Annotated in this window: 10 protein-coding genes and 1 pseudogene; 3 read left to right on the top strand and 8 right to left on the bottom strand. The window is 43.9% G+C overall.

Annotated elements, in window-relative coordinates:
* Nucleotides 1–25: 25 nt before the first annotated feature.
* Nucleotides 26–1,219 carry an MFS transporter gene (locus G9G53_RS19880; RefSeq protein ID WP_165149771.1) on the bottom strand — a complete coding sequence of 398 codons (1,194 nt, stop codon included), beginning with the start codon at nt 1,217–1,219 and terminating at the stop codon, nt 26–28.
* Nucleotides 1,220–1,233: 14 nt separating this feature from the next.
* Nucleotides 1,234–3,996, bottom strand: coding sequence for an alpha-L-rhamnosidase (locus G9G53_RS19875; RefSeq protein ID WP_165149769.1), 2,763 nt, complete (start codon nt 3,994–3,996; stop codon nt 1,234–1,236).
* Between the two features lie 260 nt (nt 3,997–4,256).
* On the opposite strand from G9G53_RS19875, the gene G9G53_RS19870 reads away from it, so the two are divergent.
* Nucleotides 4,257–5,261, top strand: coding sequence for a hypothetical protein (locus G9G53_RS19870; protein WP_165149767.1), 1,005 nt, complete (start codon nt 4,257–4,259; stop codon nt 5,259–5,261).
* Nucleotides 5,262–5,389: 128 nt separating this feature from the next.
* On the opposite strand, the gene G9G53_RS19865 is transcribed toward G9G53_RS19870, so the two are convergent.
* From G9G53_RS19865 to G9G53_RS19850, 4 genes and pseudogenes are all read right to left on the bottom strand, one after another.
* A complete protein-coding gene (locus G9G53_RS19865) occupies nt 5,390–5,791 on the bottom strand; it encodes a hypothetical protein (protein ID WP_069010514.1) in 402 nt (133 codons plus the stop codon).
* Nucleotides 5,792–5,813: 22 nt separating this feature from the next.
* A complete protein-coding gene (locus tag G9G53_RS19860; RefSeq protein WP_165149765.1) occupies nt 5,814–6,140 on the bottom strand; it encodes a hypothetical protein in 327 nt (108 codons plus the stop codon).
* A 94-nt stretch (nt 6,141–6,234) separates the two neighbouring features.
* A pseudogene (locus G9G53_RS26570) lies at nt 6,235–6,840 on the bottom strand (CbrC family protein).
* Between the two features lie 363 nt (nt 6,841–7,203).
* A complete protein-coding gene (locus tag G9G53_RS19850) occupies nt 7,204–8,406 on the bottom strand; it encodes an MFS transporter (protein WP_029515494.1) in 1,203 nt (400 codons plus the stop codon).
* A gap of 360 nt (nt 8,407–8,766) precedes the next feature.
* Here G9G53_RS19850 and G9G53_RS19845 point away from each other — a divergent pair, with 360 nt between their 5' ends.
* Together G9G53_RS19845 and G9G53_RS19840 are read left to right on the top strand one after the other, a co-directional pair.
* The gene (locus G9G53_RS19845; protein ID WP_029515495.1) at nt 8,767–10,527 is read left to right on the top strand and encodes a methyl-accepting chemotaxis protein; all 1,761 of its coding nucleotides are present in this window, start codon (nt 8,767–8,769) and stop codon (nt 10,525–10,527) included.
* A gap of 301 nt (nt 10,528–10,828) precedes the next feature.
* A complete protein-coding gene (locus G9G53_RS19840) occupies nt 10,829–12,391 on the top strand; it encodes an S-layer homology domain-containing protein (protein ID WP_029515496.1) in 1,563 nt (520 codons plus the stop codon).
* A gap of 90 nt (nt 12,392–12,481) precedes the next feature.
* On the opposite strand, the gene G9G53_RS19835 is transcribed toward G9G53_RS19840, so the two are convergent.
* On the bottom strand, nt 12,482–13,444 hold the full coding sequence (locus tag G9G53_RS19835) for a helix-turn-helix domain-containing protein (protein WP_165149763.1): 963 nt from the start codon (nt 13,442–13,444) through the stop codon (nt 12,482–12,484).
* 130 nt (nt 13,445–13,574) lie between these two features.
* On the bottom strand, nt 13,575–13,970 hold the full coding sequence (locus G9G53_RS19830; RefSeq protein WP_165149761.1) for a hypothetical protein: 396 nt from the start codon (nt 13,968–13,970) through the stop codon (nt 13,575–13,577).
* Between the last annotated feature and the right edge of the window lie 5 nt (nt 13,971–13,975).

Raw genomic sequence — 13,975 nt, 5'->3', positions numbered from 1 at the left:
CACAGACTCCTCCTTCAGACTCCCATTAACTGTGAACTGCCGTCTGTGTTTTGCTTCCCTTTCCTCTAATAGCGATTCCCAGACAGAGGAGCGCAGCAATCATAAATACAATCGCAGAGACGAGAAAGGAAAATGAGGCAGTTTCATTCCCAGACAACACCCCAACTAACTTGATAACATAAGGCGAAGCAAACGCTCCCAAATTGGAGCCTACCATTGCAATCGAAATAGATATCGTCTCACTGCCTTTAGGTACGATTTTAGTTAGTATCGTAAAAATATAAGGAATAAACAGCGCAAAGCTAAAGCCAATGATCAGCATGGCAACCGTAACCATGGTCACATTCTGAGCAAACCACAGCAGGACAAAACCTGTCGCTGTTAATAAACTGGAGATAAAAGGTGCGTAATTTCTGAACCATTTATATATTCTACCGAACAAGAAGCCTGCAATCATAGTTGACAAGGAGAACAGCGTCAAAGCGGTCCCTAAAAACCCTGCGTTAGGCATACTCTTTTCAGCAATCATAATACCTGTTTTGGTATACACAATCATGATAAAGGTCATAAACAGGAAAAGTGCAGCCCCTAATCCAAGTACAGGTAGGGACATTCCCCCACTCTTTTGGCCCGTTCCTGTCGTGCTCACTGTAGGCTCCTCACGCTCTGGTTCAGGAATGATAAAAAAGAACAACAGTGCGATAGGAATAGTGATCGCATAGCACAAAAAAGCAAACGGCCAGTCGATTAGGGCAAGCTGTCCTGCCACAAAGGTAGCCAAGCTGCTTCCGAGCCCTTGTACAGCGCTTTGAAAACCTACCAATTGAGCACGTTCGTCCCCTTCAAAAAAATCACTAATTAAACTGACAGCCAACGAATTGAACATCCCCAGACCTGCACCTAGCACCAAACGCAACACGAGAATCCATGTAATGTTCGTAGTGAGCATAGGAAGTATTCCGCCGATGACCACGAGCAAAAGTCCTAGCAGGATTGTATTTTTTTTACCCAAGCGGGAAGAGATCGGGCCACTCAACAGCACAAACAGCATCATCGAGAAAGATGGGATTGTAACTATGCTTTCAATCAGTGAACTGGAGACTCCCGGTAATTGGTTCAGCATCATCGGGATGATAGCTGAAATAGCACTCGCTGATGTCAGGACTAAGGAAATGGACAACAATGCTGTTTTAAACCATATTTTGTTTTTAATATTCATCAAGCTTCTCACCTCTAGTCTATGTTATTTAGCCTCTGGTTGTATTTGTACTGGAACGTATACTGTCCAGATCCGACGGTAAACGTCAATTCATGATCTCCACTCAGTTCGAAAATCGCCTGTTCTCCGGGAGAACCTGATTTCCCGGCCAGCTCTTGTGGCACATTACCAGGCGGATACTGAATCGACGGGTATTGCTTAGTAATGGTCTGTTGTAATGCATCTGGCTCTAGAACGCCCGGAAGCGTAATCTCAGCTGTCGTATTATGTGGTACGTGAACCGTCATCCGCATTTCTTCATTCACGATTTCCCAATGGACAGCAACCTCACCATAAGGTGTCTCCAGCTTGCCATGGGCCGAAGTAAGATTAACAGGCGGTTTGGGTGCTAACCGTGACTTTTTGTAGCCCGCTTCAAGCACATCGATACCGGCAATATTTTGGTACATAAAGTCTCCAACTGAACCGTACGAATAGTGATTGAACGAGTTCATATCGGTGCTCCAGAACGAGCCGTCCACTTTGATACTGTCCCAATGCTCCCACATGGTCGTTGCTCCCCGTTCAACCTGATAGAGCCAAGAAGGATAATCTTTCTGAAATAAAATTTTATAAGCTATATCTGTATAGCCATTGTCGGATAAAACCAGGCATAGATAGGGTGTGCCTACAAAGCCAGTATCCAGATGCATATCATTTTTTTCTATCAGCCGTACGAGCTCCTGAACCACTTGCTTTTTATATTTTTCTGGTACCAATCCGAAGTGCAAAGCCACAACCTGTGCAGTCTGGGTATTAGAAGTCAGTTTGCCAGCGTCATCAAAATAACGGTTCGCAAAAGCGCTTCTAATCCCCTCATGCAAGCTTTGATAAGTGTTGTAATCGGTATAGCGATTCAGCAGTTTGGCGGTCTGCGCCAAGATATGAGTCGAATACGCAAAGTATGCAGTCGCTACCAACGTTCCATCGGTCGCTCCAAAATAGCTTCCTTCCTCGCTATCCAGCGCCAGCCAGTCTCCCAGCTGCAAACCAGTATCCCACAAATGTTCCTCGGTCCCCTGGGCACGAATATAATCGACCCATGCTTTCATACTGTCATACTGCTGAGCTAGAATTTGCTTATCCCCATAACATTGATAGATCGTCCACGGACATATAACTGCTGCATCTCCCCATGCGGCTGTCGTTTGGTCCATATTGTCTGCAAAGGTTCCTTTGAGGACATCCGGCACGACAAAAGGCACAGCCCCATTCTCCAGCTGGTTGTAAGCCAAATCTTTCAGCCACTTTCGAAAGAAGGAAGCACTATTCATATTGAAGCTGGCCGTTCTGGCAAAAATCTGTGCATCGCCGGTCCAGCCTAATCGCTCATCACGCTGCGGGCAATCGGTCGGCACATCCAGGAAGTTCCCTTTTTGTCCCCATACAATATTGTGCTGGAGTTGGTTCAGCTTTGGATCGGATGTCTCGAACAAGCCAATTGTCGCCATGTCTGAATGCAAAACAACGCCTGTAAAATCTTCAATGGCTACGCCAGCCGGAAAGCCCTCAAGCTTCACATACTGGAAGCCTTGAAAAGTGAAATGCGGCCTAAATATCTCCGTCCCCTTGCCGCTGCAAATGTACGTAATCTGCTGCGCTGCATCACGAATATTATCTCGGTAAAAGTTCCCTTGCTGATCCAGTACTTCACCATGAACCAGATTCAGAACCGTACCTTCGGGGGCTTCCACTTTAAATTCCAGCCAGCCTACCATATTTTGACCCAAGTTAAGTACTAGTTCGCCTTTAGGAGTCCAAATCAGTTCAACAGGCTTTAATCGGTTCATTACACGGACAGGCTCGTTCTCCTGAGCAACCAGATGACTTAACGGAAACGGGGCGACCTGCATCATTTTCCGTTCGTTCAAGAAGCGATGTTCGGCTGCCTGCTGCTCCAGTCGAGCATCATAGATTTCGCCGTTATAAATATCTGACATCAAAATGGCACAGCTCGTTTCCTCCCAGGAAGAATCAGAGCAAATGAGTTCTGAACGGCCATCTTCATAGCTAATCTTCATTTGAAATAGCAAAGCATTTGTGTTCCCGTAGGTATCCTTGCGCTTTTGCCAGCCTAGATAGCCGCTGTACCAGCCTTCTCCCACCGTGGCTGTGATGCGGTTATGTTGTTCTCGAACGGTAGAAGTCACATCATAGGCTTGCACCTGAACACGATCGTTATAATCTGTCCATCCCGGGGTAAAGTAGGCATCGCCTACTCTTTGTCCATTGAGCTCCAGCTCATACAGACCAAGGCTTGTGGCATAAATGACTGCTTTTTTCACTTTTCTCTCAACTGAAAAACACTTGGAAGCAGCAAAAGGGGCTCTTGTCTGAAACTTTTCATGGATGCTTCGCTCCTGCACTGTAATCCATTGTGCCTTCCAGTCCTGCTCATGGAGCAGCCCCATTTCCCAAAAGCCAATCTCACTCCATTCCGATTCCTCGGGTTCGGTGTCACCCGCTCCCTGAGCCCATACTTTTACCCGGTAATAATATCTTTGTCCTGATTCGAGTGGAGGACCTTCATAGGGAAACAAAATGGATTGTTCCGAATAGGAAAAATGATTCCAGAGCAGCGGTTCAAAAGCGGGATTTATGGCTACCTGCAATTGGAAGCGTTTTTGGAAAACGTATATGTTGTCAGATTCAATTTGCCAACTTAATCGAGGCTTTAGACAACCCAGTCCAATCGGATTGTTTACATGTTCACATCTAAGCGCTTTCACTTTTAGCATCTTATGTCCTCCCTGAGATCTTCTTTTGTGTTTCTATACTCAAATTAAAACGCTTCCATTAGTTGTGCGCAATGTTGTATCCCTGCATGTTGTATGCTTGATTTACAGGTGTTGAATGTCCATCCCTCATATCGAATCTTAAAATGGGTCTATTAGAAAAATATGTACGTGTGACAGCGCAGTACTCAAAAAGAAAACTCTTGTTTTTTGTACATATGGATTGTAGTATTAAGCCGATCAGTGAAAGGAGAATTACAGTAATGGAAACGAACTACAAAAAGCTGCTGGATCAGATGATGGCACCCTATGATAAAATGCTGCAGAGTCTAATAAGTGATCACGCCGATTTTTCGAAGGTTGACTATTTGGAGCAACACAGTGAGGAATATGGAAAAAGTGATGCCAATTATACCAATCGCTTGAAGGTGCTTTTGGCTATGTATAATCGTGAGGATCGAGATTCCCCGCATTACGAACCGATTGTGAGAAGGCTGCTCGTTAATGAGATTATAGATAGGGAAACGAACAGTTTTCAGGGGATTGGCGATGCTCTATACTATGCCGTTTTTTTACTGCAAAAGTATGAGCGTGAACAGGACCAAATTTTGTTCCAGCAGGCCAAGAAAGCCAATTTCGATACATACGCCGGGTTTGATCCTGAGTTGATTTTGGAAACATATTTATTCAGCAAAGATACAGCTGATCTTGAAGATTGCATCAATATCGCGAGTGAACTCGGGGAAGATGTATACCTATCATTATTTATTGATTTGTGGATCAGAGAGCAGACGGATTGGGACAAAGAAAATTTGCGGACACTCGTTTATCATGAGAGATGGCGCAACCATCCAGAAGGTGAAATTGAAGCCCTCAAAAAGCTGGCTGAAATGGAGAAAATAGAAGAAAATTCTAGTAACTACTGTTCTACTGCATCCAGCTTGGCAGAAAAGCTCATTGAAACAGGACGATGGGATGAAGCTTGGGAAACGATGGCAACCATCATTCCGCTTATTACTAAGGAAAAAGAATGGTTCCTGTACGGACTTGGCCGCAATATAATTACAGCCTGTATCCACATCATCATGCATTTTGGAGCAAAAAGCCGACAGGCTACTTCGTTATGGCAAACGATAAAAGGGGTTCTTCAACCTGCCGCTAACAATATGGGGACCATTCAATATCAGCTTGCTGTATCTGTCAGCAAATTTATGGGTGATACCAAATTGGAGCAAAAGTTACTCCGGATTCGGAAGCAACGTCAATAATCCAGTTGCCATAAGGAGCCTGTCGCATGCAATGTAAAGAACGAGGCATTTGACCCAGCAGCTCGCTTTCCAGTTGCCCCTCGAAGCGAGGGGCAGCGAAAATACGGATTGCAGTGCATTGCCTTCCTCTACAGATTTCCGGTCACGATAATACCATCTGCTTGCTTCAAATGCGCTCTGACCCATGCTGTAAAGGAATCGATAAATATGCGTAATTCTGGCTCCTTGGCAGGCCAAGCATCCAATTCTGTTAATATTTCATGCCATACCGACGCCTGAATCGGATTATCCCAGCAGGCATCAAAAGCCTCATACCTTTCCCCCGTGTCAGGATCGACAAGTGGATATATGGACTTTAACACAGACAGCACGATATCAAAGTCATCTGCGTAGATGAAGATCATCTCCTCCAGCTTTGGCTCATCTGTATCCCCATAGCGCAGCGGTTCAAAAGTATATCCAATATTGGCTCTTGGACCACTATAGCGATAGATTAGTGTCTGAATCTCTGTTTTTCCTTTCTTAGTCACTCTCTCTTACTCCTCTCTTCGGCTACAACTCGAACCAATCCGCAGCGCATTTCTCTTCTTCCAGTGCCCTACACATTCCTTCCCTCAACCTTATCGCATCTCCGCCGCCAATATGAAATAGACAATAGATATAAGGTTCATCATCTTCTAACCCTTCAATATTTCTTGCCTCTTCCACTGAAATCTGAAGCGCTTCAGGCCAATCAGAATTATTCTGAAGCAGAACAAAACCATCCTCATCCCTTTGCATCCGATATCCCTCAATCCTAGGCAATGCTTCAGCTAAGCGTTCCATTAGCGCTTTAATATCCTTAACATCTGCGACCTTAATCCCATACTCCCAACCCATCTGCATTCCTCCAATTTTATGAACTCCTCCTTAATTAGAACCACCCCTAAATTGGGTTTCACCTTCTCATTCACCTCAGGAAATTCACTTGGATTCAGTCATAGTCCGCATATAAGAGGTATTCCTTACAATGCCTGCACTGAAATAAATAACCCCGGAACGATCCGTCACGTTCCATGCTTTCCCGTATTCGACTCTTAGCCTCTTCTTCATTATACAAAGCCAGAATAGGCATAAACATCAGGTTGACATCATTTTCTATCCCTCTACTGACAAGCTCCTACCAGCCCACAAAATCTATAAAAACACAGTAGTCATCACAGTGATCCAGCCACGCGGCGGTCTGCCATGCCTCATAACCGGGAGTCCGATGCAGTAGCTCATCCAGCTTTGGTTCCTCCAATTGTGCACAGCAAGCAGGGTCATGAAATGTTCCCTGTAGCATGCTCGCAGCGCTACCATTCGCAATACACCAAGGACAGATCGCCTCATAAGATAATGCTGTATAAAAGGGACCCGCGTACCAGATATCGGTCTGCCGTCCACAACAGAAACACGTTTTCAAAAAGCCTGATTTAAGGATCTGAGTGCGTACAGGGTCTTGATGATAAGTAAACACAGGGAGATCGGAAGTTTTCTTGCGCTTGGCTACTTTGATTAAAGGCTTAATCACCGGCAGTCGAATCGGGCTATTAATCATCTCTTGAATACTCCACTGTTTCTTCAAATCTGCTTTATTTTTCCGGTTCATGACGGACATAAAAACCTCTAGCGCCTCTTCGTATTGATGCAGGTGAAGATACAACTCTGTCAAAATTCTGGCAGCCTGCTCGCTTTCTAAGCCCTCAAGCTCTTCCTTCAATTGGTACATGGTTGTACAGCCTCGGGACTGGGTGCGTACAAACTATATCTTTTGTTTAGTGCCACCCATTTTTGCTGGATTTCCATAAGCCCCCCACTTCCTTCTGATTTTCCTGAAATTTCTTATAACTTATTATAATAGATATAGGCTTCCGGTGAGTATACCCCGGAAGCCTATGGATTCATCTAACCAATCTTTTATTTATTTTGCCTTATGAGGAACAGGCTCACTATTCCCGTTTCTTTTTCTCACTACCCACATAATAACAGCCATAACAGCTACCAAGACTGCTATAAGCGTAAAGGGAATATATTTGTCCACTCGATACAAGGTGGTCGTCAAAATAGGAGCAATGATCGCGGAAATTCCCTGTACCGCAGCTACCAGCCCCGCTGCTCCCCCTTGCTGCTCTTGACTGACTGAAAGCGAAGCACCTGCCATAAAACCGGGCATCAGTAAGCCTGTGCCTATGCCAAACATAAAGAACGCTGCATAGTAAACGACCAAGCTGGCTGAAATCAGAAATAATGCCATTCCAGCAATCAGGAATAGAGAACCAAGTAAAATCATCGGCTTAGGCTGCCATTTAAGCCATTTCATCTGGATGATCTGCACAATCAGCATCGCTGCCCCGGAGAACATAAGTCCAAAGGACACGACTCTTGCTGTTTCTTCGGATGTAAGACCTAACTGATCTTGAAAATAAAAACCACCTATAACCTGAATAGTCACAATACTTATCATCGTAACCAAGCCTGCAAACAAATACATTCTTAGACCTGGCTGGAGGGGGTTAATTCGAGCGGGTTTTTGCTGAATAACGGGCTGGGCCGCCGGAATCGCCAGCAGAGACACCACGAATGCAACAGCGGCAATGACAATTCCAAAATATAAGGGCCATAACAGCCCTATTAAAGTAAAGGCACCTGCAATCGCGGGACCAAATACCAGCCCAAGCCCATTCGCCGCACTAATAATAGCCATACCACTTCCACGCTCTTCTCCTTCCGTTACATCTCCCATATAAGCTTGGGACGATGACAACACCGCCGGGATAAAGCCGCCAATTAAGCCGCGTGTAACAATCAGCAGGACTAACAGCAGCCCCCCACTGAGCCAACCATTTAATCCTGCAAAAAGAGTAAGTGTAAACAACAGGCAGCTTACACACATCCCTATGAAACCAAGCAGAATCACCGGCTTGCGTCCCTTTGCATCACTTAGATTTCCCCATACTGGAGCCATTAAGGCCATCGTTATAGAACCAAGCGATATAATTAATCCGGAATGGCTTTCTCTTAAGCCTAATTCACGAATAAGGGGCGGCATAATTGGAGCAATGAGCATGAGCCCTAGCATAGCCACAAATACACTGAAAAAGATGCTCCCTTTTATTCTATTCATCCTCGCACACTCCTCTGTTAAAGATTCTCTCTATGCAGAAGTATACGGAGCATACCAAAACGCTACTGCCTATAGACGGATAAATTTGCGGTTAAACGGATTTAATTTTGCGTATAAAACAGCAGCCAGTCTTCAGACAGTAAAAAATGGCCTGCATTCTATGGCCCAATGGGCGTCGTTAATTATAGAGTCGCTCTTTCGTTGTGAAATGAACTACATCGGTCTCTTCATCGCTGACTGGATGGAAGGGCTTCATTTCCTGGCATGTTATTACGATATATGATGTACAGTCTTTTGCCTTTAGTAATTAGCGTAGCTGTGGGTTGAGTCTGTATATCGATGTCTAAGGGGGAAATCTCAGTGAAAACAAAAATAGGATCAATCATGAAGGTAAGATCGTTAAGAACGAAGTTAACCATAATGTGCTTGATTATTTTAATTGTACCCACATTCGTGATTGGAATCAGTTCTTATGTTGTTTCCAAGAATGAAATGAATGAATCAGGCAAAGTAGCACTTAAGAATAGTGTGCAAATGGTAATTGGTATGATTAGTTTCCTCAATGGGCAAGTCGAAGCCGGTAATTTAACATTGGAAGAAGCACAGGAAAAACTGCGCATCGAGCTGCTCGGTGTAAAAGATGCTAATAACAAAAGACCGGTAAAGATTAAATATACTGTAGGTAAAACAGGTTATCCGTGGGCAGTCAACCAAGATGCCGTTTCAGTGATGAACCCTTCAAATGAAGGCCAGGATTTAATAAATGCCGTATCGGAAGACGGTGTGCATGTGGGAAAAGAGTTTGTAGAAGCCGGTACAAACGGCGGTGGATTCGTCACTTATAAATGGGCTTTACCTGGTACAGATCAAGTGGAGACGAAAATTTCGTACGTTGAAAGGGATCCTTATTGGGGATGGATCATCGGTTCTGGAGCATATTTTAACGAATTTAACAGCGGGGCGACCAAGGTCCTTTATATTGTCCTGATTATTACGACTATTGCAGTTATTCTGGGAGCAATTATCGTAAGCTTTGTTTCGGGACGTTTTACGAAGCCTATTATCATGATTGCAAAGCGGCTTAACTCAGTTGCGGACGGTGATTTAACGGTCGAAGAAGTCAAAATGAATTCAAAAGATGAGGTTGGCGAGCTGGCACAGGATTTCAATCATATGATTAAAAATATTAGATATTTGATCGGTGAAGTAAACCTGTCCACAAAGCAGGTAGCAGCTTCCTCGAAAGAATTAACCCTTGGTGCAGAGCATACTGGGCAGGCAACCGAGCATATCACCATCGCGATTCAAGAATCGGCGGCCGGTGCGAAGGAGCAGCAACTGATGCTCCAGAAGACAACCAGCTCGCTTGAAGAAATTTCAATAGGCATGCAGCGGATCACGGATAGCTCCTTGACTATTGCTGAATCGTCTGCAGACGCGATGGAAATGGCGAGCCTTGGCGGTACTGCTGTACAACATACGGTGAAGCAAATGGACTTGATTAACCATTCCGTCAATGAAACCGATGCGGTTATGAGGATGCTGGATGAACGTACTCAACAGATCGACACGATGCTGCATGCCATTACGGATATCGCACAGCAGACCAATCTGCTTGCCTTAAATGCTTCGATTGAGGCTGCCCGTGCAGGCGAAGAAGGCCGCGGTTTCTCCGTAGTTGCTTCAGAGGTAAGAAAACTGGCCGAACAATCGAACCAGTCTTCTGGGCAGATTTCTGAGTTGATTCAGAATATGCGCAAAGATATGGAGCATTCGCTTCGGACCATGGAACGCGTAAAACAGGATGTCGACTCCGGCATTAAAATTGCTAATGAGACGGAGCAGCAGTTTAACAAAATTGTGACGTCCACCAATCATATCGCACAGCAAACGGAAGAGCTCGCGAGCATCACGGAGCAAATAACCGCAAGTGTCCAGGAAATTTCAGCAAGCGGAGAAAACGTATCGAGTCTGGCGCTTCAAGCGGCGGACAACTCGCAGAATATTGCAGCGTCTGCAGAGGAGCAGCTAGCTTCGATGCAGCAGATCACCAGCCTGGCAACGACCTTGTCGGATATGTCACAGAAATTACAGGATCTGACGGTCAAATTTAAATACTAACGGAATAATTCTTTCCAAAATATCACGCTAAACTGTCATTCATATTATGAGGTCAACCAGTTTTTTCTGGTTGACCCTTTTCGCATTTGCTCTGAGAAATTACGGAAAAGCTCGCAAATCGTGATCCCCTTCTAGCGATGTGAATTGAGCACGCGGTTTTTGTCGATTTGGTTCAGAATTGGTTCAGAGGCATTTAGTATAGTAAATCAGTAATGTAAGAAAGAAAATTATATTAGTAGGTTAGTCATCATGGAGGATTTAGTCAGTTCATCGTGACACCGGAATTTTATGGAGGAAATTTATGAGTAAAATCAAGTCTTTTTGTTTATCTTATCTTGCTGTTATCGTCTTATTTGGAACCTGGACATGGAGTTTTTCCGAGAGTACTGTGTATGCAACCTCCTCACCAGCACCTAGTGTAACGGATGCGGTGTATGCTACTGAAACCACGGTAACGAGTTGGACAAATCCTTCTAAACAAGGTCAATCCGTAACGTTTAGCATCAAAACCATCTCAACCCCACAAATTACGAAAGATTTAACCGGCTCGGTTATCCTTATGGACGGTACGGATATATTAGATACGCTGACGATGAGACCAAATGGCATTGCGAATGGATATGCCACTGCGACCTACACCACAAGCGATTTAAGTGTGGGAAGTCACCCAATTACTGCTATATATAGTGGGGATGCTCGATTTGCCCCCAGTACATCTGAGCCATACATTCAGGTCGTAAATGCATCTGCGCCTACACCTTCACTGAGACCTACAGTAACTACAATATTGAGTTCGCTGAATCCGTCTAATCAAGGTCAGGAAGTAAGGTTTAGCTTGAGGACAACCTCAAACCCACAAACTTCGGGCGATTTAACCGGAACGGTCATCCTTATGGACGGCACAAATATATTAGATACGCTGACGATGGAGCCAGTGGGCATTTCGAATGGCTATGCCAATGCGTACTACACTACAAGCAACTTAAGTGTGGGAAGTCACGCAATTACTGCTATATACAGTGGGGATGCTCGATTTGCTCCGAGTACATCTGAAGCGTATATACAGGTTGTAAATGGAAATGCAGGCACGGGTGATATTAGCAATAACGACAGCAGCAGTAGCAATAAAAAAGATAAGAAGGATAACGCGGATAGCAGTGATTCATCTTCTTCAAGTGAAACAACCGCATCTTCATCACCATCGGCTTCTTCAACGGTTTTACCGACTGCGGAAATCATGCCAGTAGAGCAATCCGAGGTTGCGCATGAAAAATATATAACGGGTTATCAGGATGGTACATTCCGACCGGACCAGTCAATTACACGAGCTGAAACCGCCGCGATGATGGCTAGGATTATGAAGTTGGAGACAAAAGAAGGCTCAACGACATACAAAGATGTACCTAGCACGTATTGGGCAAAGGATTCGATTATAGCACTTACGACACAGCACCTTATGAATGGATATGCAGATGGAACATTTCGACCAGAGCAACCCATTACCCGTGCAGAAATGGCAGCCATACTCGCATCCTGGAAGCAGCTTAAAGGAACGCAAACCACAGCGTCTCCTTATACCGATATCGAAAAGCATTGGGCAAGGGATTCCATTGTAGCGTTAGCTAATGCAGGATGGATTACCGGCTATAACGATAACAGCTTCCAACCCAATAAATATATAACACGAGTAGAAACGGTTACCATTTTGAACACGATCTTAAAACGAGGACCTCTGGAAGGAACCATTCAGGCTACATGGAAGGATGTACCAACAGATTACTGGGCATTCAAAAATATTGAAGAAGCGTCTCGTACCCATACTTCAACCATCAATACAGATGGCATTGAAACTTTCGTGAAATAAGCACCAAATAAAAAGGCTGGAATCCTATCTATACAGGGTTCCAGCTTTTTGTTACCTTGATATTTTTTTAAAATGGTCAAAACAGAATTTTTAAAATACTTTCTTCAAAGATGATGGTTTCACTCCGTATTCCCGAAAAAATTGCTCTGAAAATGCACTCACATTACTGTATCCTACAGCCATCGCAGCTTCTGTTACATTGCTTTCCTGGCTTCTAAGCAGCTTCATCGCATAATCAAGACGAATTTGGCGCAAATATTCAAATACAGTCGTTCCAAAACATGCTTTGAATCCTTTTTTTAATTTAAAATCGTTTAATCCAATTCTTTTGGATAATGCGATCAGTGAAGGAGGATCAATCATGCTGGATTCAAGGATTTGCCGAGCCATATGCAACTTTCTGACATCTTCTTTAGATAAGCCTTCGGGCATGGGAGTTAAATCAAATAATTGAATCATAAACCTATTCAAAATCTCTAGTGCCGCTGCTTCCATTAATAAAGGCGATCTATGCACACTTTTCAAATCTTTGATCAAATGTTCAATCATCACTATACTTCTGTGATCCAGCTCAAAACTAAGGTGATGGAACGCAGCACCCTTCAGAATTTGTTTAAATTCAATAGCTACCTGGCGACGAGCCGCCAACTGTGAAGCCGCATAATTAAACAACGAAACAGGAATGCCAAGTGCAAAGGATTGGTATTGTTCGTTAATCGGAGGATGAAAACGTGCTTTGAAATCCTGTAAAAAAATAAGAGCACCCCACCCTATCGGGAGCGTGTAGTCCAGACCAGCTATATTCACATGACGTTGACCCGAAAGTGCAAATTGAAGTTCAATCATTTGTCCTTTGGAAGCAAAGTTCGTCTGGTAAGGCTCGTGATATTGGATATGCGAATACACAATCTCGATACCGCTGTAAGTCGTAACTCTGTAGATATGTCCGTCACCTGCTTCCGGTAACATCATATACGTATGCTCGTTTTGTTTTCTAAACGGAGTTTTTTCCAAATAATGCTGATATATTAATGATAACGAATTTGAATTCACAAGCGTCCACCTCAAAGGTTTTCATTCATTTTGATGATTTAAATGAGAATCGTTATCATTAATATTAGCTGAATTTGAACGATTTGACCAGGCTTATTGGAGTATGCTGTGAAGATATCCGGGGAATCTATTAATCCCAATCCATATAAAACGTTGCTTTCAATTTGCCCTTCTCACATGCTGGGCAACTCAAATGAACAGGCACATTGTTTTCAATGTGTTCCTGCTCCATAACAGTCGCGCATCTAGGACAAGCATAAGAAATTTTATACTGTGATGAGTCCGATTTCATCTCAATAAACAATTCATTACGGATGGCCTGACAGGCAGGACACACATACATAGCGTCATAAGCATCATATCTCGTCGAAGGGTTGCCTATGAATTCCCCAATACGTCGTTTAAGGACAGTATCCTGTACAAACGAAGCAATGGATTCCAAACTCATATATGAAAAACCAAACCCTACAAATATGTTCTTAGTATAAGCACAGGTATCACAGTCCAGCTTGTACGCTTCCCCCATGTTTA

It is taken from the genome of Paenibacillus sp. EKM206P (genome assembly GCF_011066155.1).
GTDB classification, from domain to species: Bacteria; Bacillota; Bacilli; order Paenibacillales; family Paenibacillaceae; genus Paenibacillus; species Paenibacillus polymyxa_D.
This window is presented reverse-complemented; position numbering and strand designations above follow the sequence as displayed.